Annotated in this window: 23 protein-coding genes; 13 read left to right on the top strand and 10 right to left on the bottom strand. The window is 72.9% G+C overall.

The annotated features are described in order from the left end of the window. Positions 1–100: 100 nt before the first annotated feature. Positions 101–1,663, bottom strand: a complete 1,563-nt coding sequence (locus tag OG946_RS27380; protein ID WP_326798649.1) for a glycosyltransferase family 2 protein — start codon at positions 1,661–1,663, stop codon at positions 101–103. A gap of 90 nt (positions 1,664–1,753) precedes the next feature. Next, entirely contained in the window at positions 1,754–3,127 is a 1,374-nt protein-coding gene (locus OG946_RS27375; protein ID WP_326800381.1) for a cation:dicarboxylate symporter family transporter, read from the bottom strand. Positions 3,128–3,263: 136 nt separating this feature from the next. Here OG946_RS27375 and OG946_RS27370 point away from each other — a divergent pair, with 136 nt between their 5' ends. From OG946_RS27370 to OG946_RS27350, 5 genes are all read left to right on the top strand, one after another. Continuing rightward, positions 3,264–5,111: a sensor histidine kinase gene (locus OG946_RS27370; protein ID WP_326798648.1), complete on the top strand. Its 1,848-nt coding sequence runs from the start codon at positions 3,264–3,266 to the stop codon at positions 5,109–5,111. Further along, positions 5,108–5,809, top strand: a complete 702-nt coding sequence (locus tag OG946_RS27365) for a response regulator (protein WP_326798647.1) — start codon at positions 5,108–5,110, stop codon at positions 5,807–5,809. Before OG946_RS27370 ends, OG946_RS27365 begins: the two co-directional genes overlap by 4 nt. 213 nt (positions 5,810–6,022) lie before the next feature. Further along, positions 6,023–7,363: an ABC transporter substrate-binding protein gene (locus OG946_RS27360; RefSeq protein ID WP_326800380.1), complete on the top strand. Its 1,341-nt coding sequence runs from the start codon at positions 6,023–6,025 to the stop codon at positions 7,361–7,363. 23 nt (positions 7,364–7,386) lie between these two features. Further along, a complete protein-coding gene (locus OG946_RS27355) occupies positions 7,387–8,376 on the top strand; it encodes a carbohydrate ABC transporter permease (RefSeq protein WP_442814496.1) in 990 nt (329 codons plus the stop codon). A gap of 3 nt (positions 8,377–8,379) precedes the next feature. Then, on the top strand, positions 8,380–9,285 hold the full coding sequence (locus OG946_RS27350) for a carbohydrate ABC transporter permease (protein ID WP_326798646.1): 906 nt from the start codon (positions 8,380–8,382) through the stop codon (positions 9,283–9,285). Between the two features lie 146 nt (positions 9,286–9,431). Here the strand turns inward: OG946_RS27350 and OG946_RS27345 are convergent, their stop codons facing one another. Further along, a complete protein-coding gene (locus OG946_RS27345) occupies positions 9,432–9,980 on the bottom strand; it encodes a lytic polysaccharide monooxygenase auxiliary activity family 9 protein (protein WP_326798645.1) in 549 nt (182 codons plus the stop codon). A gap of 148 nt (positions 9,981–10,128) precedes the next feature. Between OG946_RS27345 and OG946_RS27340 the strand changes: the two genes are divergently transcribed. Both OG946_RS27340 and OG946_RS27335 read left to right on the top strand, forming a co-directional pair. Further along, positions 10,129–10,839: a helix-turn-helix domain-containing protein gene (locus OG946_RS27340; RefSeq protein ID WP_326798644.1), complete on the top strand. Its 711-nt coding sequence runs from the start codon at positions 10,129–10,131 to the stop codon at positions 10,837–10,839. Positions 10,840–11,000: 161 nt separating this feature from the next. Then, positions 11,001–11,525, top strand: coding sequence for a GNAT family N-acetyltransferase (locus tag OG946_RS27335; protein WP_326800379.1), 525 nt, complete (start codon positions 11,001–11,003; stop codon positions 11,523–11,525). On the opposite strand, the gene OG946_RS27330 is transcribed toward OG946_RS27335, so the two are convergent. Then, complete coding sequence (locus OG946_RS27330) at positions 11,522–12,394, bottom strand: oxidoreductase (RefSeq protein WP_326798643.1); 873 nt, start codon at positions 12,392–12,394, stop codon at positions 11,522–11,524. The two genes, OG946_RS27335 and OG946_RS27330, sit on opposite strands and share 4 nt — an antisense overlap. A gap of 138 nt (positions 12,395–12,532) precedes the next feature. Here OG946_RS27330 and OG946_RS27325 point away from each other — a divergent pair, with 138 nt between their 5' ends. Further along, positions 12,533–13,387: a LysR family transcriptional regulator gene (locus OG946_RS27325; protein ID WP_326798642.1), complete on the top strand. Its 855-nt coding sequence runs from the start codon at positions 12,533–12,535 to the stop codon at positions 13,385–13,387. Positions 13,388–13,402: 15 nt separating this feature from the next. On the opposite strand, the gene OG946_RS27320 is transcribed toward OG946_RS27325, so the two are convergent. Further along, positions 13,403–13,726 carry a hypothetical protein gene (locus tag OG946_RS27320; protein ID WP_326798641.1) on the bottom strand — a complete coding sequence of 108 codons (324 nt, stop codon included), beginning with the start codon at positions 13,724–13,726 and terminating at the stop codon, positions 13,403–13,405. Positions 13,727–13,896: 170 nt separating this feature from the next. Then, positions 13,897–14,922, bottom strand: a complete 1,026-nt coding sequence (locus OG946_RS27315) for a 6-phosphofructokinase (RefSeq protein WP_326798640.1) — start codon at positions 14,920–14,922, stop codon at positions 13,897–13,899. 246 nt (positions 14,923–15,168) lie between these two features. Here OG946_RS27315 and pta point away from each other — a divergent pair, with 246 nt between their 5' ends. From pta to pyk, 3 genes are read left to right on the top strand one after another with little or no spacing between them, the layout of a single operon-like run. Beyond that, positions 15,169–17,328, top strand: a complete 2,160-nt coding sequence (gene pta, locus OG946_RS27310) for a phosphate acetyltransferase (protein ID WP_326798639.1) — start codon at positions 15,169–15,171, stop codon at positions 17,326–17,328. Then, complete coding sequence (locus tag OG946_RS27305) at positions 17,325–18,533, top strand: acetate kinase (protein WP_326798638.1); 1,209 nt, start codon at positions 17,325–17,327, stop codon at positions 18,531–18,533. Before pta ends, OG946_RS27305 begins: the two co-directional genes overlap by 4 nt. Positions 18,534–18,566: 33 nt before the next feature. Next, a complete protein-coding gene (gene pyk / locus OG946_RS27300) occupies positions 18,567–19,991 on the top strand; it encodes a pyruvate kinase (RefSeq protein ID WP_326798637.1) in 1,425 nt (474 codons plus the stop codon). 21 nt (positions 19,992–20,012) lie between these two features. Here pyk and OG946_RS27295 read toward each other — a convergent pair whose 3' ends face one another. From OG946_RS27295 to OG946_RS27280, 4 genes are all read right to left on the bottom strand, one after another. Continuing rightward, positions 20,013–21,344, bottom strand: a complete 1,332-nt coding sequence (locus tag OG946_RS27295) for a hypothetical protein (RefSeq protein ID WP_326798636.1) — start codon at positions 21,342–21,344, stop codon at positions 20,013–20,015. Continuing rightward, a complete protein-coding gene (locus OG946_RS27290; protein WP_326798635.1) occupies positions 21,331–21,888 on the bottom strand; it encodes a DUF6114 domain-containing protein in 558 nt (185 codons plus the stop codon). Before OG946_RS27290 ends, OG946_RS27295 begins: the two co-directional genes overlap by 14 nt. A gap of 90 nt (positions 21,889–21,978) precedes the next feature. Then, entirely contained in the window at positions 21,979–22,608 is a 630-nt protein-coding gene (locus OG946_RS27285; RefSeq protein ID WP_326798634.1) for a DUF6230 family protein, read from the bottom strand. Between the two features lie 466 nt (positions 22,609–23,074). Continuing rightward, positions 23,075–24,070, bottom strand: a complete 996-nt coding sequence (locus tag OG946_RS27280; RefSeq protein WP_326798633.1) for a tetratricopeptide repeat protein — start codon at positions 24,068–24,070, stop codon at positions 23,075–23,077. 196 nt (positions 24,071–24,266) lie between these two features. On the opposite strand from OG946_RS27280, the gene OG946_RS27275 reads away from it, so the two are divergent. Together OG946_RS27275 and OG946_RS27270 are read left to right on the top strand one after the other, a co-directional pair. Continuing rightward, positions 24,267–24,947, top strand: a complete 681-nt coding sequence (locus OG946_RS27275) for a TetR/AcrR family transcriptional regulator (RefSeq protein ID WP_326798632.1) — start codon at positions 24,267–24,269, stop codon at positions 24,945–24,947. A 67-nt stretch (positions 24,948–25,014) separates the two neighbouring features. Further along, on the top strand, positions 25,015–25,989 hold the full coding sequence (locus tag OG946_RS27270; protein ID WP_326798631.1) for an NAD(P)-dependent alcohol dehydrogenase: 975 nt from the start codon (positions 25,015–25,017) through the stop codon (positions 25,987–25,989). Positions 25,990–26,034: the final 45 nt, after the last annotated feature.

Below are 26,034 nucleotides of genomic sequence, written 5' to 3'. Positions count from 1 at the left end.
CCGAATTCGGGGTGAATTCGGCTCGACTGAAAGACGTCCGAATGATGCGCAAAGTTGTACCCGGTTACGAGTTGAGCACGAGATCGTCACCTCCCCGTGATCAGGAAGCCGGGCGGACCGCCCCCCGGTTGCCCCGGCCGAGCCACGCGAGCAGCGCCCGCGCGGGGTTCGCGCTCTCCACCCGTACGGCCTGCAAAGGCAGCTCCGACCTGCCGTTTCCCGCGATCCGCAGGGCGAGGTGCCAGGTGCCGGGCTGGGGCAGCCGGATACGGGCCGAGAACGTCCGCTTGCCGCTCGCGCCGGGGTCGGATGTGGCGGTGTTCACATGCTCGTCGGCGGGTGCCGGGACGGCGACCGTGACCGTACGCCCGTCGCTCTCACGGGTCGCCGTCAGCTCCAGCGCCACCGCGGGCAGCCGGACGCGGCGCCGGCCGCGGACCGATAACACCCGGGAGTCCCGGCGGTCCTGGGCGACGGTGACGGACCCGGGCCGGATGAAGGAGCGGGCGCCGACCTGGCGGGTGACGTCGAACACGGCGTCGGGCAGGCCGAGACGGGAGTCGCGGAAGTACGGGTAGTGGGCGAAGACCCGGCCGCCCTCGACGGTGAAGTCGGCGGGCGCCAGCCAGCGCACCGGCTTGGCGCCGCCCGCGCGGTCCAGCGCGTCGCGGCGCTTGCCGATGTACCGGACGACCGCCACCGCCTCGTCGTACAGCCCGCGGCGCACCAGTTCGCCCTGGAGCCGGACGATCGCCGGGAGCTTCGCGATCGCCGTCTCGCTGTACCAGCGGGCGACGGGCTCGTGCAGCGCGGCGAACATCCGGCGGGAGCGGTCGGGGTCGCTCTCGCGCTGCACGCCGCGCAGGGCACGCTGGAGGTTGACCCCGAAGAGCCGGGTGAGAAGGTGGTCGCGGCGCGGGCCCGCGGGGGTGTTCTCGCCGACGAGGGCGAACATCGCGGCGAGCGTGCCGGAGCCGCCGGGGCTGGTGCGGGGGGCCTTGCGGACGGTGGTGGTGAGGTTGCCGCCGTCGTCGCGGAGCACGTAGTACACGCAGTCGTACGAGGCGAGGACGGAGATCTTCGCCGCGTGCAGGTACGCCTTCGTCACGAAGATCTGGTCCTCGCCGGTGCGCAGTTCCTCGGGGAAGCGCAGCCCGTGCCGCTCGATCAGCTCGCGGCGGAACAGCTTCATGGGGTTGAGCACCCAGAAGACCCTTGAGCTGTAGAGGTCGGCGTCGGGCTGGTCGCGCTTGAACATCGACGTCGGCGGCTTCCGCCCGCCGACGCCGACGAGCTTGCCGACGACGACGTCCGAGCCGTTCTCGTCGGCCATCGCGGACATCCGCTGGAGCGCCTCGGGGCCCAGGTAGTCGTCGGCGTCGAGGAAGAACACGTACCGCCCGCGGGCCAGCGGGATGCCGGCGTTGCGGGGGGCCGCGGGGCCGCCGGAGTTCGCCTGGTGCACGACGCGGACCCGCCCCGGGTGCAGCCGGGCGAAGCGGTCCAGCTCCTCGCCGGTGCCGTCGGTCGAGCCGTCGTCGACGGCGACGATCTCGACGGCCTCCGGCGGCAGGCTCTGCTCAAGCACCGATTCGACGCACCTCGTCAGGTACGGCATGGCGTTGTACGCGGCGATGACCACGCTGACGTGCGGCTGCTCCACTGGCCCCCCAGCCCGTTCTCGATGTTGTCCAAGGAGACCGGCCCGGGGGGCGAATGGTTGTCCTGTGTTTCCGTATTCGTAACGGGTTATTCAGACCTTGACGGGCTGCGACCCCGGCTCCAGCCGCGTGTCCGCCGGGGCCTCCGGCTGCTCCGCAGGCGAGGGCGCGTGGTCGTCCACCAGGGTCGCCTCGTCGAACGGCACCCGGCCGGCGAGGACCTGCTCGACGCGGTCCTTGTCGATCTCCTTGGTCCAGGTGCCGATGAGGACCGTGGCCACGGCGTTGCCCGCGAAGTTGGTCAGCGCCCGGGCCTCGCTCATGAACCGGTCGATGCCGACGATCAGGCCGACGCCGTCGACCAGTTCCGGCCGGTGCGACTGGAGCCCGCCGGCCAGGGTGGCCAGGCCGGCGCCGGTGACGCCGGCGGCGCCCTTGGAGGCGACGATCATGAAGACGAGCAGCGAGATCTGCTGGCCGATGGTGAGCGGGTCGCCCATCGCCTCGGCGATGAACAGCGAGGCCATGGTGAGGTAGATGGCGGTGCCGTCGAGGTTGAAGGAGTAGCCGGTCGGCACCGTGATGCCGACGACGGGCTTGGAGACCCCGAGGTGCTCCATCTTCGCGATCAGCCGCGGCAGCGCCGACTCCGAGGAGGAGGTGGAGACGATCAGCAGGAACTCCCGGGCCAGGTACTTCAGCAGCCGGAAGATGTTGATGCCGGTGAAGAACTTCAGCACCAGGCCGAGCACCACGAAGACGAACAGCGCGCAGGTGACGTAGAAGCCGATCATGATCATGGCCAGCGACTTCAGCGCGTCCACGCCGGTCTCGCCGACGACCGCGGCGATGGCGCCGAACGCGCCCACCGGGGCCACCCACATGATCATCGCGAGCACCCGGAAGACCAGCCGCTGGATGTGCCCGATGCCGATCAGCACCGGCTCGCCGACGCGGCCCATGGCCTGCAGCGCGAAGCCGACGAGCAGCGCCACGAAGAGCGTCTGCAGCACCTCGCCCTCGGTGAAGGCGGAGACCATGGTGTGCGGGATGATCCCGAGCAGGAACTCGGTGGTCGACTCCGCGTCGCCTGCGGCGGCCTGGTCGGCGCCCACGCTGCGGGTCTCGTCGGTGATGTGCAGGCCGTCGCCGGGCTGCACGATGTTGCCGACGACCAGGCCGATGGCCAGCGCGGCGGTGGACATCACCAGGAAGTAGCCCAGCGCCAGCCCGCCGACCGCGCCGACCTTGGCGGCTTTGCGGACCGAGCCGATGCCCAGCACGATCGTGCAGAAGATGATCGGCGAGATCATCATCTTGATCAGATTGACGAAGCCCTCGCCTATCGGCTTGAGCTCCACGGCCGCGTCCGGCGCGGCGAAGCCGACGAGGACGCCGGCCAGCACGGCGACGATGACGGCGAGGTAGAGATAATGGGTGCGGTCCCGCTTGGCGCGGGCCGCCACGGGGGTGGGTGCAGCCACGTCGCTGCCTCCTCACGGCTCGGTTTCCCTGTGGTTCCGGTGAATATGTCTGCCGCCGCGGACGGCGTCACCGTTGCGTTCATTTCGTTCACGTGACCGGTCCGGCGACACTGGAGCCATGCGCCTCCCCCGTCCCCGCAGCCTGGCCGGCCAGCTCTTCGCGATGCAGGTCGTGCTGGTCACGCTCATGGTGGCCGGGGCGGCGGTCTTCATGTACGTCACGGCGCACGACCGCGCGGAGGAGGCGGCGGCCCGGCAGGCGGAGTCCACGGCGCGGTCCGTGGCGGCGGCGCCGGGGGTCGCCGAGGCGATCACCGGCGGCGGGAACCCGTCCGACGTCCTGCAGCCGTACACCGAGCGCGCCCGGCGGGACACGTCGGTGACGTTCATCACGATCATGGCCCCGGACGGCACCCGCTACACCCACCCCAACCCGGACGTGATCGGCGAGGCGTTCCTCGGCCACACCGCCCGCGCACTGCGCGGCGAGACCTTCACCGAGACGTACACCGGCACGCTCGGCCCGTCGCTCCGCGTGGTCACGCCGGTACGGGCGGACGACGGGCGGATCGTCGGGCTGGTGAGCGCGGGGATCACCGTCAAGACGATCAGCGACGAGGTGCGGCGGCAGCTCATGCCCGTGCTGTACGTCGCGGCGGGCGCGCTGGCGCTGGCGGGGCTCGCCACATACCTGATCAACGCGCGGCTGCGGCGGCACACGCACGGCATGAACGCCGGTGAGCTGAGCCGGCTGCACGACTACCACCAGGCGACGCTGCACGCGGTCCGCGAGGGCCTGCTGATGCTCGACGGCGCGGGGCGGATCGCGCTGGTCAACGACGGCGCGCGGGAGCTGCTGGGCATGGGTTCCGGCGGCGAGGTCGTGGGCCGCCCGGTCGCGGACCTCGGGCTGCCGGCACCGCTGACGGAGGCGCTGCTGTCGCCGGGGCCGCGGGTGGACGAGGTGCACCTGACCCGGGACCGCACGGTGGTCGTCAACACCTCGCCGGTCACGGGCGGCGAGCACCGCGGCACGGTCGTCACGCTGCGGGACGTCACGGAGCTGCAGACGCTGACGGGCGAGCTGGACTCGGCCCGGGGCTTCGCGGAGGCGCTGCGCTCGCAGGCGCACGAGTCGGCGAACCGGCTGCACGCGGTGGTCTCGCTGATCGAGCTGGGGCGGACGGCGCAGGCGGTGGAGTTCGCCACGGCGGAGCTGGAGCTGGCGCAGACGCTGACGGACCGGGTGACGGGCACGGTGACGGAACCGGTGCTCGCGGCGCTGCTGCTGGGGAAGGCCGCGCAGGCGAACGAGCAGGGGGTGGAGCTGGTGCTGAGCCCGGACAGCCGCATCGACGACGGCGTGCTCCCGCCGACGCTGCCGCCGCGGGACCTGGTGACGGTGCTGGGCAACCTGATCGACAACGCGGTGGACGCGGCGGCGGAGGGCGCGAGGACCCGGACGGCGTCCGGGGTACGGGACACGGCGCAGCCGCAGGTACGGGTCACGGCACTGGCGGCGGACGGTGAGCTGCTGCTGCGGGTGGCGGACGACGGCCCGGGGGTGGACCCGAGCCGCGCAGAGGAGGTCTTCGCCCGCGGCTGGACCACGAAGCGCGCGGGCCCCGCCGGCCGCGGCCTGGGCCTGGCCCTGGTCCGCCAGGCCGCCCGCCGCCACGGCGGCGAGGCGACGCTGACCGGCGCGGAGGGCGGCGGCGCGGAGTTCACGGTCCGCCTGCCGCTGGGCCGCGGCCCAGAGCCGGCCCGGCCCGCCGAACCCGCGGACCGGTCAGGGCGTTCGGTGCCCCGCGCCCGCGCCGCCGAGCCGCCCACCGACCCCGCTCCGCCCCCGTACCGGCCCACCGGTCCCGCGGACTCGCCCACCGCACCCCTTGGTTCGGCCCCCCGTACGCCCGCCGCGCAGCCGGACACCGCCGACGCGCGCCCCCGCCGGGGGGACCGGTGACCGTGGCCGGGCGCTCCGCGCCCATCCGGGTGCTCGTCGTCGAGGACGATCCCGTCGCCGCCGATGCGCACCGGCTCTATGTCGAGCGTGTGCCCGGCTTCACCGTCGCCGGGGCCGCGCGGTCGCGTGCCGAGGCGGCGAGGGTCCTCGACCAGGTGCCCGTCGACCTGATCCTGCTCGACCTCTACCTCCCCGACGGCCACGGCCTCGCCCTGCTCCGCTCGTTGCGTACCGCAGGGCACGCCGCCGACGTCATCGCCGTCACCTCCGCCCGCGACCTCGCCGTGGTCCGGGAGGGTGTGTCCCTCGGCGTCGTGCAGTACGTGCTGAAGCCGTTCGCCTTCGCCACCCTGCGCGACCGCCTCGTCCGCTACGCCGAGTTCCACGCCGCCGTCGGCGAGGCCGGCGGCCAGGACGAGGTGGACCGCGCGCTCGCCGCTCTCCGCGCCCCGGCGCAGGCCGCGTTGCCGAAGGGACTGTCGGGCCCCACCCTCGCCGCCGTCACCGACGCCCTGCGCCGGGCGGGCGACGACGGCCTCACGGCCACCGCCGCCGGCGAGGCCACCGGCACGTCGCGCATCACCGCCCGCCGCTACCTGGAGCACCTGGCGGAGACCGGCCACGCCGTCCGCGCCCCGCAGTACGGCCAAGTGGGCCGCCCCGAGCTCCGCTACCGCTGGTCCGGCTCCCGCCCCTGACGGCCCGTCACGCGGCTCCGCGCGAAAGCTTCCGGCCCGCCGGCGGCTGAAATCAGTCGGCACAGCACTGGAAACCGTCGGTACAACAACGTTGTCACCGATACGGGACAGCCCTTGTCAGAAGGATTGACCGGACATCCGGACAGCCGTACTTTCTCCGCATCCTCGCCCGAGCCGCAGGGAGGTCCCGCCGTGCACCGCCCCGTTTCCCCCATGCTCGCCACCGCGCTCACCGCCGTCCTCGCCGCCACCGCGCTCTCCGCCTGCGGAGACTCCGGCAGCGATCCGGACACGGTCAAAATCCAGTTCAAGAAGTCCACCGACGCCAAGAACAAGATCTTCGACCGCGAGATCGAGGCGGTGAAGAAGGAGTTCGAGGAGAAGTTCCCCGGCAAGAAGGTCGAACTGATCCCCGTTCAAGTGCCGGACGAGCAGTACTACACCAAGGTCCAGCAGATGCTGCGGTCCCCCAAGACCGCCCCCGACCTGGTCTACGAGGACACCTTCCTGATCAACTCCGATATCGCCGCGGGGCTTCTGACCCCCCTCGACGACTACCTCAAGGACTGGAAGGACTGGGGCCAGTACATCGACACGGCGAAGACCGCCGCGCAGGGCCAGGACGGCAAGACGTACGGCGTCCCGGACGGCACCGACACCCGCGGGCTCTGGTACAACAAGGAGCTGTTCGCCGAGGCCGGGCTCCCCACCGACTGGCAGCCGAAGACCTGGGACGACGTCCTGGACGCCGCCCGCACCATCAAGCGCGAGCTGCCCGACGTCATCCCGCTGAACGTCTACACCGGCAAGCCCGCCGGCGAGGCCGCGTCCATGCAGGGCTTCGAGATGCTGCTGTACGGCACGGGCGCGGACCCGCTGTACGACCCGCAGTCGAAGAAGTGGGTCGCCGGCAGCCGGGGCTTCACCGACGCCCTCGACTTCGTGCACACCGTCTACAACGACGGCCTCGGCCCCGACCCGCAGGACGCCCTCGACCCCAACATCGGCACCAAGGTCGGCACCGAGTGGCTGCCCGAGGGCAAGCTCGCCATCGACCTCGACGGCTCCTGGATGTCGAACAACTGGCTGGAGACCGGCCCCAAGCCGTGGCCGGAGTGGACCGAGGTGCTCGGCCAGGCCGCCATGCCCACCCAGAACGGCGAGGCGCCGGGACGGGTCAGCATGTCCGGCGGCTGGGCCTGGTCCATCCCCGCCAAGGCCAACAACCCCGATCTGGCCTTCGAGTTCATGAAGGTCGCCCAGTCGCGGAAGAACAACACCCGGCTGACCATCGCCAACGGCCAGATCGCCGTCCGCGAGGATGTCGCCGCCGACCCGGAGTACCAGGCGTACGTCCCGGGCGTCGAGTTCTTCACCGGCCTGGTCGAGGACACCCACTACCGCCCGGCGCTCCCGGTCTACCCGCAGGTCTCCACCGCCATCCAGGAGGCCATGGAGCAGGTGACCACCGGCGACGCCTCCGCCGAGGAGGCCGCCAAGGGCTATGACGAACAGCTCGATTCGATCACCGACGGCGAGGTGGTCGAGAAGTAGCCGCCCGAGCAGCCCGAGAGGCCATGGTGAGCAAGCACACCCCCGCCCCCGCCGGGCCCCGGGACGCCGCCGCCGGAGCGGTGCGCGTCCCCGGCCAGGCGGGCGGCGGCCGCCGCCGCACCGGACCGCAGAAGCACCCGCAGCCGCCCCGCTCCGTGCTGCGCGCGCTGCTGCGGGCGCTGCCCGTGGGTCCTTCCGTCGTCCTGATGCTGCTGTTCCTGGCGGGCCCGATCGCGTACTGCGTGTGGATCGCCTTCACCGACCTGCAGTTGTCGGGCCAGGCCGAGTCGTCGTTCGTCGGCCTGGAGAACTTCCGTACCGCCTTCGACGACGAGGGCTTCGTCAACGCCGTCTGGCTGACGCTGGTGTTCACGATCCTGTCGTCGATCGTCGGCCAGAACACGCTCGGGCTCGCGCTCGCGTCGCTGATGCAGCGGGCCTCGAAGACGGTACGCACCGTCACCGGGGCCATCGTCATCACCGCCTGGGTGGTGCCCGAGGTCGTCGCGGGCTTCCTGCTCTACGCCTTCTTCCGCCGCGAGGGCACGCTCAACTCCGTGCTGGACTGGCTCCATCTGCCCAGCCAGAACTGGCTGTACACGCTGCCGATCCTGGCCGTGTCGTTCGCCAACATCTGGCGCGGCACGGCCTTCTCGATGCTCGTCTACTCCGCCGCGCTCTCCGAGATCCCGAAGGAGATCACGGAGGCGGCGGAGGTCGACGGCGCGGGCGGCTGGCGGAAGCTGTGGCACGTCACGCTGCCGATGATCCGGCGCTCGATCGCCACCAACCTGATGCTCAACACCCTGCAGACCCTCTCGGTCTTCGGGCTGATCTGGGCGATGACCCGCGGCGGTCCCGGCGACCGCAGCCAGACGCTGCCGCTGTTCATGTACGAGCAGGCGTTCAAGAACAACCTGCTCGGCTACGGCACGGCGGTGGCCCTGCTCCTGCTGCTGGTGGGCGCCCTGTTCTCGCTGGTGTACATGCGGATGCTGCGTACGGAGGTATGAGCGATGCCCACGTCCACGCTCACCCGCGACACCCAGCCCCCCGGCCCCTCCGCACCCCGCAGGCGCGGCCCGCGCCGAGGGCTCGGCGCGCGCCGGAACAGCCGGCGGCTGGCGGCCGACCTGTGCCTCCTGCTGGCGGCGCTGGCGTTCGTGCTGCCGCTGGCCTGGCTGCTCTTCTCGTCCGTCGACGCGGACTCGGGCCTGACCGCCCGGCCGCCCACGGACGTCACCTGGGACAACTTCGACGCGGTGATGACCACGGACATCACCTTCCGCCCGCTGCTCAACAGCCTGATCCTGTGCGGCTCGGCGACGGCCATCACGGTCGTCGCGGCGGCGCTGGCGGCGTACCCGCTGTCGCGCTACAGCTCGCGGCTGAACCGCCCGTTCATGCTGACGATCCTCTTCACCACCAGCCTGCCGATCACCGCCATCATGGTGCCGGTCTACGGCCTCTTCGTGCAGATCAACCTCATCGACACGATGTCCGGCACGGCGTTCTTCCTGGCCAGCTCGCAACTGCCGTTCGCGATCTGGCTGATGAAGAACTTCATGGACGGGGTGCCGAAGGTGCTGGAGGAGGCGGCCTGGACGGACGGCGCGTCGTCGATGCAGGCGCTGGTGCGGGTCATCCTGCCGCTGATGGGCCCGGGCGTCGTGGTGGTGACGGTCTTCTCGTTCATCATGATGTGGGGGAACTTCTTCGTCCCCTTCATGCTGCTGCTCAGCCCGGACCAGATGCCGGCTTCCGTCTCGATCTTCGAGCTCTTCGGCAACATGGGCTCTGTGGTCTACGGGGAGCTGGCCGCCTTCTCGATCGTCTACTCGGCGCCGGCGGTGCTGCTGTACGTGCTCATCGCCCGCCGCCTCGGCGGCGGCTTCGCGCTGGGCGGCGCGGTGAAGGGCTGACGGTGCGGCAGCGGGGTGCGGTGAAGGGCGGACCGGGGCCTGGCCCGCCCTCCACCGCCGCCCGCGGCGGCCGCGCGACGCGCCCGGCGGGAAGCCCCGCCGGGCGCGTCCCGTACGGCCACGGGGACGGACCTGCCCGGCGGGCGTCAGCCGCCGATGTTGACGTCGATGCAGGCGTAGAAGGCGTTCCCGGTGTCGGCGACGTTCCACACGGCGAGCACCTTCTGCTTGCCGGTGATCCCGCCGAAGTCGACGGAGTGGCTGAACTCGGCCGGCGGCTGGGCGCCGCCGTCGTCGAACTCCGCGACCTTCTGGCCGCCGACGAAGTACTGCCAGGTGCTGGTGCTGTGCCGGGCAGTGATCTTCCAGTTGAACGTCGTGGTGCTGCCGACGTCCGTGACCTTCCAGCCCTTGCCGTCGTCGTCCAGCTCGGCGAAGCCCTGGTTGCCGCCGCTGCAGCTCGTCAGGCCCTTCGGCCCCTCGACGCTCTGCGGCTCGTACTTGATGGCGCCGCACTCGACGACGCCCTGCGCGCACTGCTGCTGACGGCTCGGCGGGTTGGTGATCCAGCCGTGGGCGCTCGCCTGCTGGGTGGGCAGGGCGAGGAGCAGCAGCGGGGCTACGCCGGCGCCGACGACGGCGGCACGGGTGGCGCTGCTGCCGCGTTTGCGGGCAGGCTTGGTGCTGCGGTGCATACAACACTCCTTGCGTGGGGGGTAATTGGTCTAGACTTTAGTCATTGGCCGTCCACCGTCAACCCCCGCGGCCCCACGCGCGTCCCGGCGTCGCTTTCGGCGGAACGCACGGTTGATAACGGGGTGCACCACTACCTACGGTGACGGTGTGACGACACAGGTGCCCGGCCCCGGCGCCGGCCCGCCGGAACATCAGCCGCCCTTCGACCCCGCGGCGGCCCGTCGATTACGCCGCGCCCTGGGCCTGGGCCACGACCACGTCGCGTACGGCATGCGCGCCGCGTACGGCCTGGCCGTACCCGCCGCCGCGGTCGCCGACTGGGAGAAGGGCCACGCCCGCCCCACCCGCGTCGAACTCGACGCCCTGGCAGGCGCCCTGTGGTGCACACCGGCCGACCTGATGGGCTCCCCCACCTCGCTCCACGCCCACCGCCGCGCCCACGGACTGCCCCTGGACGACGTGGCCCGCCACATCGGCATGGACCCCGCCACGTACCTCAGCGCGGAGCGCACCGGCCGCTGGCCCGGCACCGAGTCCCAGGCCACCCGGCTCGCCTACCTCCTCCGCCTCCCGCTGCCCGACCTGCTGGACCTCACCGGCCGCAGCGAACCCCTGGCCCGCCACCTCCGCGACGCCGCCACCACCCGCTGGCAGCCCCAGGTCCGCCCGGTGGCCCGCCTCACCCGCCTCCCCCGCCGCCCCCTGGAACGCGCCCTGAGCACCCTCCACGAGGAGTACCAGACCCGCAGCGCCGCGGCCCGCAACTGGGGCGAAGAACCCCCGCCGGAATCCGCGGCGGGAGTGGCGACGTACCTGCAGCAGGTGCTCCCCCGCTTCTGGGAACTCCTCCGCAACTGACGCCCGGACGGCCTTCACCGACCGGTTCGATCGCCGCTGCTCCGGTGACGTGGAGTAGCCTCACCCCCGGGGACCCTGCCGGCTTTCGCCGCGGGGCCGGACCGGACGTCCTTTGTCCTCCTTCCGCATCCCACACCCCGGGAGTTCCGACGGACGCCGAACTGACCGCCGTCGCCGCCGAGACCATCAGGACCGCGCGGCTCGACCTGCTGCCGCTGCGCGTCGAGCACGCCGACGAGATGGCCGGCGTGCTCTCCGACCCCGCGCTGTACGCGTTCACCGGCGGCTCGCCGCCCGCGCTCGGCGAACTGCGGGCGCGCTACGCGCGGTTGGCCGCCGGGGCGCCCGGGGGCGGGACCGTGTGGGGGAACTGGGTGCTGTGGGTACGGGCGGACGGCGGGCTCTGCGGGTACGTACAGGTGACGATCCGGGAGGAGGTCGCCGAGGTCGCCTGGGTGGTGGGGACGCCGTGGCAGGGCTGCGGCTACGCCGGTGAGGCCGCCCGGGGGCTCGTCGCGCGGCTGCGGAGGCTGCCGCTGCGGGCCGTCGTCGCGCACGTCCACCCCGGCCACCGCGCCTCCGCCGCCGTCGCGGCGTCGGCGGGCCTGGTGCGTACGGACCTCGTCCAGGACGACGAGGCCGTCTGGCGGCTCGACCTCACCTCGCCGCCGCCCGCCGCTCGCTAGCGGCCGATCACGTCCAGCTCCGCCATGTCGGCCTCGGAGAGCGCGAGTCCCGCCCCCGCGGTGTTCTCGCGCAGGTGGGCCACCGACGACGTACCGGGAATGAGCAGGATGTTCGGCGACCGCCGCAGCAGCCACGCCAGCGCGACCGCCATCGGCGTCGCCTCCAGCCGCGCGGCCACGGCGGACAGCGCCGTGGACTGCAGCGGGGTGAAGCCGCCGAGCGGGAAGAAGGGCACGTAGGCGATGCCCTGGGCGGCGAGTTCGCCGATCAGGTCGTCGTCCTGGCGGTGGGCGAGGTTGTACATGTTCTGTACGCACACCACCGGCGCGATCGACCGGGCCTCGGCGACCTGCTCGGGCGTCGCGTTGCTCACCCCGAGGTGCCGGATCAGGCCCTGCCGGCGCAGTTCCGCCAGGGTCTCGAACGCCTCGGCGAGCGAGCCGGGGCTGGGGCCCTGCGCGTCGCCGAGGCGGAGGTTGACCACGTCGAGGGCGTCGAGGCCGAGGTCGTCCAGGTTCTCGCGGACGGAGGCGCGCAGCTCCTCGGGGCGCCGGGCCGGCGGCCAGCCGCCCTGCGCGTCACGGATCCCGCCGACCTTGGTCACGATGTGCAGGGACGCGGGGTAGGGGTGCAGGGCCTCGTGGATGAGCCGGTTGGTGACGCGCGGTCCGTACGCGCCGGCGGTGTCGATGTGGGTGATCCCGAGGGCCACCGCCTCCCGCAGGACGGCGAGCGCGCCGTCGCGGTCGGCGGGCGGGCCCATGACCCCGGGTCCCGCGAGCTGCATGGCGCCGTAGCCGACGCGGGTGACGGTCAGATCGCCGAGGGTCCAGGTGCCGCCGGGAGGCGGGGCGGAGGGGGTGTGCATGGCTGTGCCTTCGCTGTCGGGGCGGTGGCGGGCCGTCCGGCCCGTGCCGTCGATGCTCGCGCGCTTGCGAGCGGCGCGGCCAATACCGACACGGCCGCCCCTCATACCCGGCGGGTATCACCGACGTAGCCTGGAGGCGTGGACACCCTGGAGACCCGCGAGCTGCGCTACTTCGTCGCCGTAGCCGAGGAACTGCACTTCGGCCGCGCCGCCGAACGCCTCGGCATCGCCCAGCCGCCGCTGTCCCGGGCGATCCAGCGGCTCGAACGGCGCCTCGGCGTCCGCCTGCTGGAACGCGACCGCCGCGGCGTCGCCCTGACCGCCGCCGGGGAGACGCTCCTGTACGAGGGCCGCGCCGCCCTCGCCGCGACCACCGCCGCCGCCCGCCGCACCCGCCGCGCGGGCGGCGCCGACGGCCCGGGCGCCTCGCGTGACCGGCTGGTGCTCGCGGTGAAGGCCGCCGCCTCCCACGAACTGCTGCACAAGCTCCTCGACGCCTACGCCGCGGAACCCGGCGCCGCCGACGTCGAGGTGCTGCCCAGCGGCACCTGCGAACAGGGGGAGATGCTGCGCGACGGCCGCGCCGACGTGGCGCTCATGCACGCGCCGTTCAACTCCCTCGCCGGCTTCGACAGCGAGGAGCTGACGAGCGAGGGCCAGATCGCCATCCTGCCCGCCGCCCACCCGCTGGCCTCGCGTACGGCCCTGACCCTGGCCGACATCGCCGATGTCCCCGGCCTCCCGCTCGCCCGCTGGTCCGGCGACGCACCGGGACCGGGCCCCGTGATCCACGACCAGACGCAACTGGCCCAGTTGATCGCCCTCGGCCGCACCGCCGCCGTCTTCCCCGACTCCGCCCGCGCCTGGCTCTGGGCCGAACACACCGCCGTCCCGCTGACCGACGCACCGCCGGTCGTCACGCACATCGCGTGGCCCGCGCACAGCCGCTCGCTCGCCCTCGCGCGGCTGGTCCGTACCGCCACCCGGCTGTGACGCGCCGGCGCCGCGCTACTCCTCCACCTGCGCGCGCTGCCAGGCCAGATAGTCCGCCACCAGCTCCGGCGGGTTCGCCTTCGCCGTGAGCGGGATCTGCTCCTCCGGATCGTCCATGTCGAACAGCACCACCGGCACCGGCCGCCCCAGCACCTCCTCGACGCGCCCGGTCTCGTGCAGGTGCCGCGCCACGTCCACGCAGTCCTCGGCGAAGTCCGCGCACAGCAGGTCGTACGCCGCGGACCACCGGTCCGAGAACCGCTCCCCGTCCTCGAACCACAGCCCCTTCGCCGTCGCCTCCGCGCGGTGCAGCACGGTGCCCACGGGATCCTCCGGCACGTGCCCGATCCGCTCGAACGCGATGTCCCCGCACTGGCCGGGCTGATGGGACGGCGGTCTCCGACCGGCTTCCCGGCCCGCAGGCGCGGCACCCAGCACCCAGGTCACGTTCCGCAGCCCAGCCAGGCAAGAACTCCACACCGATCAAGGCACCTGCTGAGGACACCGCGTCAGAAGACGACCTCCGCCTCGTCCATCCGGTGCGCCGGCACCCGCTTCAGCTCCCGCGTCGCCTCCGCCAGCGGCGCCATCACGATGTCCGTCCCCCGCAGCGCCGTCATCTGCCCGAAGTCGCCGCGGTGCACCGCCTCCACCGCGTGCCACCCGAAGCGCGTCGCCAGCACGCGGTCGTACGCCGTCGGCGTGCCGCCGCGCTGGACGTGGCCGAGGATGACCGGCTTGGCCTCCTTGCCCAGGCGCCGCTCCAGTTCGCCGGCCAGGCGGTTGCCGATGCCGGTGAAGCGCTCGTGGCCGTACTGGTCGATCTCGCCCTTCTTGTACTCCATCGTGCCCTCCGCCGGGTGCGCGCCCTCGGCGACGCAGATGACGGCGAACTTCTTGTGCCGGTCGAAGCGCTCCTCGACCATCTTGCACAGGTTGGCGATCTCGAAGGGACGCTCCGGCAGGCAGATCCCGTGCGCGCCGCCCGCCATTCCCGACTCCAGCGCGATCCAGCCCGCGTGCCGGCCCATGACCTCGACGACCATGACCCGCTGGTGGGACTCGGCGGTGGTCTTCAGCCGGTCCATCGCCTCGGTGGCCACGCCGACGGCCGTGTCGAAGCCGAAGGTGCGGTCGGTGGCGGAGATGTCGTTGTCGATGGTCTTCGGTACGCCGACGACCGGCATCCCCGCGTCGGCAAGCATCGCCGACGCCGTGAGGGTGCCCTCGCCGCCGATCGGGATGAGCGCGTCGAGGGCCAGCTCGCGGCTCAGCTCCTCGGTGTTCTCGCAGGCTTCGCGGAGCCGGTCGCGCTCCAGCCGGGAGGAGCCGAGGACGGTGCCGCCGCGGGCGAGGATGCCGCTGACCGCGTTGAGGTCGAGCTTGCTGTACCGCCCTTCGAGCAGTCCCTTGAAGCCGTCCTCGAACCCGATCACCTCGTCGCCGTGACCGGCCACGGCCCGGTGGACCACCGACCTGATCACCGCGTTCAGGCCGGGGCAGTCTCCGCCCGCCGTGAGTACTCCGATGCGCATGTCTCTCCTGCTCGGTGCCGTCGCATGCATGCTCGATGCCGATTCTCCCATGCTCCGGGGGTCACTCGTCCGAACAGCCGGTTAACCCTCTGTCACACCCGGCGGTCACCTCGCCGTCACCCCACCTCGCCGTCACCCGCATCCGCAGCACCGCGCCCGCGCACCCGCCGCCCTTCGCGCGCCCCGCCCCCGCCCGACGGTATGGTCGAACAGGACCGCGACGGACGGGACGGATGGAGTGCAGGAGTGACCCGCAGCGTCTACGTCGCCGGCATCGGCCGCGGTGACGGCCGTCAGGTCGTCGAGCTGGGCATGATGGAGCTGCTCTCCCGCCAGGTCGACCGGGTGGGGATCTTCCGCCCGCTGGCGCATGCCGACGCCGATGCCCGCGACCCCGTCTTCGACCTGCTCCGCGCCCGCTACCGGCTGAGCCAGCCGCGCGCCGGGGTGCTCGGCATGACGTACGAGCAGGCGTCCGCGCTGCAGGCCGAGGAGGGGACGGACGCGCTGGTGGCCCGGCTCGTCGGGCGGTTCCACGAGGTCGCCGCCGACTACGAGGCCGTGCTCATCTTCGGCAGCGACTTCGCCGATACCAACATCCCGGCCGAGCTGGCGCTCAACGCCCGCCTCGCCAACGAGTGCGGCGCCGCCGTGCTGCCCGTCGTCGGCGGCGCGGAGCAGTCCGCGGAGTCGGTGGTCGCCGAGGTGCGCAACGCGCACGACGCGTACGCCTCCCTCGGCTGCGACGTCCTGGCGATGATCGCCAACCGGGTCGGCCCCGACGCCGCCCCCCGGGCCCGCGCCGCCGCCGCGGACATCGGCGCCCATCTGCCCGTGCCGGTGTACGTCATCCCCGAGGACGCCGGCCTCGCCGCCCCCACCGTCGCGCAGATACGTGACGCGCTCGGCGCCGGGCTGCTGGCCGGCGACGCCGGCGGGCTGGCCCGTGACGTACGCGACTTCGTCTTCGGCGGCGCGATGCTCCCGGCGTTCCTGCCGGCCCTCAGCGAGGGCTGCATGGTGATCACCCCGGGCGACCGCGCCGACCTCGTCGTCGGCGCGCTGGCCGCGCACTCCGCGGGCTCCCCCGCCATCGCCGGGGTGCTGCTGACGCTGGACGAGCGTCCCGGCCCGGACATCATGGCGCTGGCCGAGCGGCTGGCGCCGGGGACGCCGCTGCTCACGGTGGCCGAGGGCTCGTTCCCCACCGCCGCCGCGCTGGTCGGGCTGCGCGGCGAACTGAACGCCGCGACGCCGCGCAAGGCGGACATCGCCCTCGGCCTCTTCGAGTTGCACGTCGACTCCGCGCAGCTCACCGGGCGGCTGGCGGGGGCGGCGAGCGGGCGCGTGACGCCGATGATGTTCGAGCACATGCTGATCGAGCGGGCGCAGGCCGACCGCAGGCACGTGGTGCTGCCGGAGGGCACCGAGGAGCGGGTGCTGCTGGCGGCGGAGGTGCTGGTACGGCGCGGGGTGTGCGATCTCACCCTCCTCGGCGAGGAGCAGACGATCCGCAAGCGCGCCGCGGAGCTGGGGCTGAGCCTGTCGCTGCTGAGCGCCGACGCCCCGGCGGCGCGGCCGGAAGGACCGGCCACGGCCCGGATCACCGACCCCCGCGTCTCGCCGCTGCGGGAGAGCTTCGCCGAGCTGTACGCGCAGTACCGCTCGCACCGCGGCGTCATCGTGGAGCTGGCGTACGACGTCCTGGGCAACGTCAACTACTTCGGCACCCTGATGGTCCAGCAGGGCCTGGCCGACGCGATGGTCTCCGGCGCCGCGCACTCCACGGCCGCCACCGTGCGCCCGGCGTTCGAGGTCATCAAGACCGCGCCGGGCGCCGCGATCGTCTCGTCCGTCTTCTTCATGTGTCTCGCGGACCGGGTGCTGGTGTACGGGGACTGCGCGGTCAACCCCGATCCGAACGCCGAGCAGCTCGCGGACATCGCCATCCAGTCGGCGGCGACGGCCGCGCAGTTCGGCGTCGAGCCGCGGGTGGCGATGCTGTCGTACTCCACCGGCACCTCCGGCTCCGGCTCGGGCGTCGACAAGGTGCGGCGCGCGACCGAGCTGGTCCGGGCCCGCCGGCCGGACCTGGAGGTGGAGGGCCCGATCCAGTACGACGCGGCGGTGGACGCCACCGTCGCCGCCGCCAAGATGCCGGACTCGCGGGTCGCGGGACAGGCCACGGTGCTGGTCTTCCCCGACCTCAACACCGGCAACAACACGTACAAGGCGGTGCAGCGCACGGCCGGCGCGATCGCCGTGGGGCCCGTGCTCCAGGGGCTCAACAAGCCGGTGAACGACCTGTCCCGGGGCGCGCTCGTCCAGGACATCATCAACACGGTCGCCATCACCGCCGTACAGGCGCAGGGCACCGCCGCACCCGCGAAGGGCGGCCGCCCGTGACCGACCCCACCCGGATCCTGGTGCTCAACTCCGGCTCCTCGTCGCTGAAGTACCAGCTCATCGACATGGCGGGGCCGACGCCCGGCGCCGACCGCCCGGCCCGCGGCATCGTCGAGCGGATCGGCGAGCCGCAGGACCGCGGCGGCGTGCCGGACCACGCGGCGGCGCTGCGCGCCGTCGGCGACGAGCTGGCCGCCGCGGGGCACGGTCTCGACGCGCCCGGTCTGCTGGCCATCGGCCACCGCGCCGTCCACGGCGGCACCCGCTTCACCGAGCCGGTCCTCGTCGACGACGGCGTTCTGGACGAGATGGAAAAGCTCGTCCCGCTCGCGCCGCTGCACAACCCGGCGAACATCGCCGGCATCCGCGTCGCCCGCGAGCTGCGCCCCGACCTCCCGCAAGTCGCCGTCTTCGACACCGCCTTCCACGCCACCCTCCCCGAGCACGCCTGGCGCTACGCCCTGGACACGGCCACCGCCGACGCCCACGCCATCCGCCGCTACGGCTTCCACGGCACCTCGCACGCCTACGTCTCCCGCGCCACCGCGCTGTTGCTCGGCCGCGACCCGGCGGACCCCGGCGACTTCAACGTCATCGTGCTGCACCTCGGCAACGGCGCCAGCGTCTCCGCGGTGGCCGGCGGCCGGTGCGTGGAGACGTCGATGGGGATGACCCCGCTGGAGGGCCTGGTGATGGGCACCCGCAGCGGGGACCTCGACCCGGCGGTGATCTTCCATCTCGCCCGCGAGGCGGGCATGGACACGGACGCGATCGACACGCTGCTGAACAAGCGGAGCGGTCTCGTCGGCCTCTGCGGCGACAACGACATGCGGGAGATCGGCCGCCGGATCGCCGAGGGCGACGAGCGCGCGCGGCTGGCCTTCGACGTGTACGTCCACCGGATCCGCAAGTACGTCGGCGCGTACACGGCCGTGCTGGGCCGGGTGGACGCCGTCGCGTTCACCGCCGGCGTCGGCGAGAACTCCGCCGCCGTACGGGAGGCGTCGCTGCGGGGCCTCGAAGGTCTCGGCATCGAGGTGGACTCCGTACGCAACGCGGTACGCGGCTCCGCACCCCGCGTGATCTCCGCGCCCGGCTCCCGGGTGACCGTCGCCGTGGTGCCCACCGACGAGGAGCTGGAGATCGCCGCCCAGACCCGCGACCTGGTCCGCGGCGGCGGCCGGGCGCTCCCCCCACCGGAATAATTCCGGTCGAGAACAAACCGATAGGATGCCGCCATGCGCCGAGCGAAAATCGTCTGCACCCTGGGTCCCGCCGTCGACTCCTTCGAGCAGCTCAAAGCGCTGATCGAGGCCGGCATGTCCGTGGCCCGCTTCAACATGAGCCACGGCACCCAGGCCGAGCACCAGGAGCGCTACGACCGGCTGCGCAAGGCCGCCGAGGAGACCGGGCGGCCCATCGGCGTGCTGGCCGACCTCCAGGGCCCGAAGATCCGGCTGGAGACCTTCGCCCAGGGCCCGGTGGAGCTGGCGCGCGGCGACGAGTTCACCATCACCACCGACGACGTGCCCGGCGACCGGTCCATCTGCGGCACCACGTACAAGGGCCTGCCCGGCGACGTCTCCCCCGGCGAGCGCATCCTCGTCAACGACGGCGCGGTGGCCCTGGAGGTGCTGGAGGTGCGCGGCCCCGAGGTGCGCACCATGGTCATCGAGGGCGGCGTGGTCTCCGACCACAAGGGCATCAACCTGCCCGGCGTGGCGGTGAACGTCCCGGCGCTCTCCGAGAAGGACGTGGACGACCTGCGCTTCGCCCTGCGCATGGGCTGCGACATGGTCGCGCTCTCCTTCGTCCGCGACGCCGGCGACATCGGCGACGTGCACCGGGTGATGGACGAGGTCGGGCGGCGGGTGCCGGTCATCGCCAAGGTCGAGAAGCCGCAGGCGATCGACCACATGGAGGAGATCGTCCTCGCCTTCGACGGCGTGATGGTGGCCCGCGGCGACCTGGCGGTGGAGTATCCGCTGGAGAAGGTGCCGATGGTGCAGAAGCGGCTGATCGAGATGTGCCGCCGCAACGCCAAGCCGGTGATCGTGGCGACCCAGATGATGGAGTCGATGATCCACTCCTCGCGGCCGACGCGCGCCGAGGCGTCCGACGTCGCGAACGCGATCCTGGACGGTACGGACGCGGTGATGCTGTCCGCCGAGTCGTCGGTCGGCAAGTACCCGATCGAGACGGTCAAGACGATGGCGCGGATCGTCGTGGCGGCGGAGGACGAGCTGCTGTCGCGCGGGCTGCAGCCGCTGGTGCCGGGCAAGAAGCCGCGTACGCAGGGCGGTTCCGTGGCCCGGGCGGCGTGCGAGATCGCGGACTTCCTGGACGCCCAGACGCTGGCGGCGTTCACGCAGTCCGGGGACACCGCGCGGCGGCTCTCGCGCTACCGCGCGTGCCAGCCGATCCTGGCCTTCACCACCGACGAGCACACGCGCAACCAGCTCACGCTGAGCTGGGGCGTGGAGCCGGTGCTGGTGCCGCACGTGGACAACACCGACGCGATGGTGGACCTGGTGGACGCGGAGCTGCGGAAGCTCAGCCGCTTCCGCGAGGGCGACACGATGGTCATGACCGCCGGGTCGCCGCCCGGGGTGCCCGGCACCACGAACATGGTCCGCGTGCACCACCTGGGCGGCGAGCGCTGAGCTGAGCGGCGCGGCCCTGCGCTACTCGATGGTGTTCTTCAGGCCCGGCACGGTGAGCGTGCCGCCGAACTGACCGGCCTGGACGACCTGGACGTCGGTGAAGAACGCGAACGGGAGGTCCACCGGCGGCGGGCTCTCGGGGCTGAAGGTCATCGGGATCAGCCCGAAGAGATTGCCCTTCAGCTCCTCGGTGTACATGGTCACGGTGCCGTCGCGGATCGTGGACGTGCTGCCTTCCTCGGCGCGTACGTGCGTCGTGTTCCTGCCGGGTCCGATGACGGTCTGGTGCAGGTCGCGGATGTCGACCCCGTCGTCCGCGGTGTACTTCAGCACCTTCTTGACCTGGCCGCTGTAGGTCTTCACCTCGACGATGCCGTGGTACTTGAGCCCCTTGAGGGTGAGCTTGGTGCTCTCCAGCCGCCAGGGGTCGTCGGGCAGCAGCGGCAGCCCGGGTTCGAGCGCGGCGTCCGCCAGGGCCTCGGGGTCGGGGGTGGGGCAGGGGAACGGCTCCTTGCCGTCGGCGTCCGCGGCGGCGCCGTCCCCGGCGTCCGGCTTCTCGTCCGCGGGGTCCTCGGCGGTGTCCCGCACCTTGTCGTCCAGCTCTTCCACGCTGGCGCCCGCGTCCTCGGCGGCGTCGCGGACGGCCTTCTCCTTCTCGCGCCGCTCCTCGTCCGACGCGGCGCCGGAGCCGGACTCCTCACCGCTGTCCGAGCCCGAGCCAGAACCGGCGGAGCCGGCACCGGAGTCGGCGCCGCCCGAGCCGCCGGACGGCTCGGCTCCGGGCTCTGGCTCCGCGCCGGGATCGTCCGGGCCGAGCAGGCCGTCCAGCGTGTCGCCGACGCCCAGCGGGTCGTACCAGGGGCGGGACTCCGAGGGCGAAGGACTCGGCTCCGCCTTGTCCGACTCCCCGGCTCCGCCTCCGTCCGACCCGCCGCCGGAGGCACCGCCCGACCCCGAGCCCGAGCCCGAGTCGTCGTCGCCCGGCCGCTCCGCCGCGGATCCGTCGTCCGTCGCCGACGGACTCGGCGAAGGACCGCCGCCCGGCTCCGCCGACTCCCCGGCGCCCGGCGTCTCTTCGCCCTCCCGGGCCTCCGGCGCGTCCCCGGCGTCCGCCGGCTCCTCGTCCTTCGGCTCGTCCGACTGCTCCGCGCACGGCCCCGGCCGCCAGCGGTCCGCCGGGTCGTCCTCGGCGATCGCGGGCCGCGGCGTGAGCCCCAGTCCCAGGAAGACCGCGGTGGGCATGGCCGCCAGGGCTATCGCCTTGCCCGCCGGCACCCGGCCGAGCAGCGATCTGCGCGGCGCCGCGTGCCGCGGCCCCCTGCGCACCGCCCTCGCGTGGTCATCCGGCCGCACGGTGCCTCCCGCCGTCGATGTCCTCCAGCACGTCCACGCCCAGCTCGCCGACGTCGGCTCTCTTCTCCTCCGCCGCGCCGTCCCCGGTGCCGTCCGCCGGGTCGGCGGCACCGGACTCACCGGAATCACCGGCAGCCCCGTCAGCCTCCGGCACACCCGGCACCCACGACACGGCCAGCGCCCCGCCGATCATCGACAGCAGGAAACCCACCAGCAGCCCGCCGAAGTTGGACACCGGAATCGACACCAGCGCCAGCACGATGGAGGCGACGCCCGCGAACACCCGGACGACGGCGTGGAACCACATGGTCAGCCCGAGTGTCACCAGCAGCACGCCGATGATCAGGCCGCCGGCCCCCGCCTGCGTCGCCATCTGCAGGCTGAGGTTGCCGAGCTTGATGTTGTAGTACGGCAGCGCGCCGATCGGCACGCCGCCCGCGATGGTCAGCAGACCCGCCCAGAACGGACGGGAGCCGCGCCAGCCACGGAATCCCAGCCGCCAGGTGTTCAGACGGTGCAGCAGGTCCGGCAACTCGGCGCTCATGAATGCAGCTCCCCGGTACGGCGGTGCGGTTCGGTCAGTGGGGGGTCCGGCGGGGAGCGGTACGCGCCTCCCCGCCGGCCGGGTGCGTGGTCAGAAGCACTCCTTGACGCCCTTGTGCAGCTTCATGCTGAGCCCGCTCAGCTTGAAGGTGCCGGCGCTGGTGGCCCAGGCGGTCTGTTTCACGTCCGTGAGGACGGCCCTGTCGGCCTCCTGCGCGAACCCGTTCGGGTTCGCCTTGTCGCCCTTGCCGATGCCCGGTCCCTTGGTGCTGGACCCGGCGGCCACACCGATGTTGATGTTCTCGAACGTCGCGTCGGCGTCGAGCTGCGCGATGTCGATGTAGAGGTTCTTCGCCTCCACCGGCTTCTCGTCACCGGCCGTCAGCACCAGGCTGACCGAGCCGATGAGCGGGACGTCGGGCGTGACGACCGACTGGCACATGCCGTTGATCTCCGCTTCCTTGAACGCGGAGATCGCGACCGGCCGGGTCGCCTCGTTGCCCTCCAGGTCGTGACCGCTGTCGACGCCGCTGTACTGGACGAAGCCGACGCCCTCCAGCCGGTCCGCCGTGACCTTGAACTCCTGGCCCGACACGCTGAACGACGCCGCCAGCGCGCCCTGGCTCAGCGCCACGCCGATCGCGGCGGTCGCCGCCAGGCTCGGCACCATGACCACGGCGAACCGCTTCCACCTGGTCCCACCACGTGCCTGGGACTCCATGCCTCTCCTCCTTCTCGGACGTACGTCCTGGGCCCGTGGGCCGGTCCTCGGGAGCGAGGAGGATCCGCACGCGCTCGCGGGCGCGGCTCTGCGGGTCCGGGTACGGGCGCGGACGCGCTACGTCGAAGGGGGCGTTACCCCCGAGCGACTCGTTGTCCGGACAGGCTCCGGTCCGCGGGAACGGTCCGCGGAAACGGGGAACCCCCCTGTCCGGATGGCGATCGTGGTCCATCGGAAGGGGGACGCACAAGGGGTTCGTTACCAACGGGTAACGCGAGGGGTGAGGCAGATCCGGCCTCGGCGGCCGGATCCTGCACCCTGGGTCGCCGCCGACCGCGGACGTACCCGATGACAAGGCATGACAAAGGCGGTCATCTGACAGCGCGTCAGTTACTCCGAGTAACAGCCCTGCCCTCAGTCAATTTTTGGCAAAGCAGCACGGCTGTCACCCTACGTCAACCTCTGCTCAGAACAGCACGCGTGCCAGCGCCTGCCGCCCCGCCACCACCCGCGGATCGTCGCCGCCGACGACCTCGAACAGTTCCAGCAGCCGCACCCGCGCGGCCTGCCGGTCCTCGCCGGCGGTCCGCGCCACCGTGTCGACCAGCCGCCCGAACGCGTCCTCGACGTGCCCGCCGACCAGGTCCAGGTCCGCGACCCGGATCTGCGCCGCCACGTCGGCCGGGTTGTCCGCCGCCTCCTTGCGCACGGCCGCGGGGTCGAGCCCCTCCACCCGCCGCAGCAACTCCGCCTGCGCGAGCCCCAGCGTGGCCTCCACGTTGCCCGGGTCGTCGGACAGCACGTTCTGGTACGCCTGGATCGCACCGCCGAGGTCGCCCCGGTCCAGCGCGTCACCGGCCGCCGCCAGCGCGCTGTCGTACGGGCCCGCCGGCTCCTCCGGCGCCTCCCGCTCGCCGGTGTCCTCGCCGGTGTCCTCGCCGGCCGCGGTGTCCTCGCCGGCGACCGCCTGCCCGACGATGCCGAACTGCTGCTCGGCGACCTTGATCAGCTCGTCCAGCACCCCGCGGATCTGCGCCTCCGGGGCGGCGCCCTGGAACAGCGGGATGGCCTGCCCGCCGACGACCGCGAAGACGGCAGGGATGGACTGGACGCCGAACTGCTGGAACAGCATCTGGTTCGCGTCCACGTCGATCTTGGCCAGCACGAACCGCCCGGCGTACTCCTGTGCCAGCCGCTCCAGCAGCGGGCTGAGCTGCTTGCACGGCTGGCACCACTCGGCCCAGAAGTCGACGACGACCGGGACCTCGGTGGAGCGCTGCAGGACGTCCTGCTGGAAGCCGGCCTCGTCGACATCGATGACCAGCGCACCGGCGCCGGGCGCGGGCACCCCGTCCCGGGCGGCCTGGGCGCGGGCCGCCTCCGCCTTCTCCTTGGCCTCCGCGGCCGCCTTCACCGCGGCCAGGTCGACCGCTCCGCTCATAGACATGTTGCGTGGCTGCATACGCCCTATCCTCCCCCCTTCGCACGGTGCATTGAACGGACGGGCCGCGGATGACTCGGCGAACCCGCCCGGAAGGGTTCGTCCCGGGCGGGTTTCCAGGTGCAGCAGAAGACACCGGTCGCTCGGAGGTGACTTACGCTACGGCCCGTAGCGTAACCCACCTACGGCGCCGGGGAGAAGGGATAAGGTCCAGCTCATGAGCCACGAGACCCCCGCCGCACGGCGCGCGGGCCGGCCGCGCAGCGCGACGGCGGACCGGGCCATCCTGGACGCCGCCCGGGCCGCGATCGCCGAGACGGGCTGGGCAGGGGTGACGCTCGGCGGCGTCGCGGCCCGCGCGGGAGTGGCGAAGACCACGCTCTACCGGCGCTGGCCGGGCAAGAACGAACTCGTCCTGGACGCGCTCGCCGACCTCTTCGACTCGCTGCGGCTGCCGGACCACGGCAGTCTGGCGCGGGACGTGGAGGGCGTGGTGCTGCAGTTCGCCGAGTTGCTGCGGGAGCCGCGCACGCGCGGCGCGCTGATGGCGGTGCTGGCCGAGGCGACGCAGGACGCGGCGCTGCGCGAGCGGATCCGCGACGCGATCGTCGACCGGCAGCGGCATCTGGTGCTGCTGGGCCGCGCACGGGCGCAGGCGCGCGGGGAGTTGCCGGCGGAGCCGGACGCGGCGGCGGCGGACCGCACCGCCGACATGATCTTCGACGTGATCGCCGGCTCCGTGCTGCACCGGCTGCTGGTCAGCGCGGAGCCGGTGACGGCCGCGTGGGCGACGGCGTTCGCCACCCTGCTGACCGGGGGCCTGGCCGCCCTGACGGACCCGGCACCCGATCCGGCGCCGGACCCGGCCGCGGGCAGCCGGGACCCGTCCGCGCAATAGGTCCTTCGGGCCTGTCCCGGCCGCGCCGGGAGCGGGATGCTGGCAGCCCACCTCGAAGGAGGGGCCCATGAAGGCGATCGTCCAGGACCGCTACGGCCCGGCGGGGGTGCTGCGGCAGGCCGAGGTCGCACGGCCGGAACCGGGTGCGGGCGAGATCGTCGTACGGGTACGCGCCGCGGGACTCGACCCCAGCGTGTGGCACCTGATGACCGGACTGCCGTACATGATGCGGCTGATGGGCTTCGGCCTGCGCCGCCCGAAGGACCGGGTGCGCGGCTGGGACGCCGCGGGGACCGTCGCGGCGGTCGGCGCGGGCGTCACCCGCTTCGCGCCCGGCGACGACGTGTTCGGCGTCGGCAGCGGCGGGACCTTCGCGGAGTACTGCCGGGGCGCCGCGGAGATGTTCGCGACGAAGCCCGCGGGCGTGGACTTCGACGCCGCCGCGGCCGTGCCCACCTCGGCGATCACCGCGCTGCGCGCCCTGCGCGACGCGGGCGGGCTGCGGACGGGCGGGCGCGTCCTGGTGCTCGGCGCCGGCGGCGGCGTGGGCACGTTGGCCGTCCAGCTCGCCAAGGCGCGGCAGGCCGAGGTCACCGGCGTCTGCGGCACGGACAAGACGGAACTGGTCCGCTCGCTCGGCGCGGACCACGTCGTCGACTACACCGAGCGGGACGTCACCGCCGGGCCCGGCCGCTACGACCTCGTAATCGACACCGCGGGCAACCGCCCGCTCGCCGCGCTGCGCCGCATCCTCGCCCCGCGCGGCACGATCGTCCTCGTCGGCGGCGAGGGCGGCGGCAGGTGGGTCGGCGACCTGCGGCGCTCGCTCGGCGGCTCCGTACGCTCCCTGTTCTCCGCCCGGAAGGTGAAGGCGCCCTACGTGCGCCCCCGTCCTGAGGACGTCGAGGAGGTGCGCGGCCTGCTGGAGTCCGGCACGATCACACCCGTCGTCGGCCGGACGTACCCGCTCGCCGAGGCCGCCGCGGCGGTCCGGGACTGGGAGAAGGGCCACACGCGCGGCAAGTCCGTCCTCGTCGTGTGACCCTGCTCCCCCGCGCATACGGACCGGCCGCGCGCGGTGCGGATC

The sequence above is a fragment of the Streptomyces sp. NBC_01808 genome (assembly GCF_035917395.1).
Taxonomy (GTDB): Bacteria; Actinomycetota; Actinomycetes; order Streptomycetales; family Streptomycetaceae; genus Streptomyces.
Note: the sequence above shows the minus strand (reverse complement) of the source record. Positions and strands in the feature narration are given on the sequence as shown.